This window comes from archaeon CG10_big_fil_rev_8_21_14_0_10_43_11 (genome assembly GCA_002763265.1).
Taxonomy (GTDB): domain Archaea; phylum Nanobdellota; class Nanobdellia; order PEZQ01; family PEZQ01; genus PEZQ01.
The window spans coordinates 58284-58518 of sequence record PEZQ01000001.1; the positions used below are offsets into that span (position 1 = coordinate 58284).

The 235-nt window shown below is 39.1% G+C and carries 1 protein-coding gene (running past one end of the window); it reads right to left on the reverse strand.

The annotated features are described in order from the left end of the window. Window positions 1-50: part of a tRNA methyltransferase coding region (locus COT72_00360; GenBank protein ID PIO00672.1), annotated on the reverse strand (this coding region is incomplete at its 3' end). 328 nt of the annotated region lie to the left of the window's left edge; the window shows 50 of its 378 annotated nt. Window positions 51-235: the final 185 nt, after the last annotated feature.

A 235-nucleotide genomic window follows, 5' to 3' on the forward strand; every position in this document is an offset into this window, starting at 1 on the left:
GCTGAATATCTTTCGATGAATGCCGGCTTGAATTCCAGATTATATGTCATGCAAAAAAGGTCAGAATACGAGGTATATATATTTTGTTAGAAAATGTTTAATCACTCATCTCAGATAGCACATTCTCGATCTGATCAAGTTCGCTCTCGAGCGCATTCACTTCATCTTCTGTAGGCGTGCGTACTGCCGAGACAAATTTACCAGGTAACGGTGTGAATTTGTGTTTAGGAAGTAT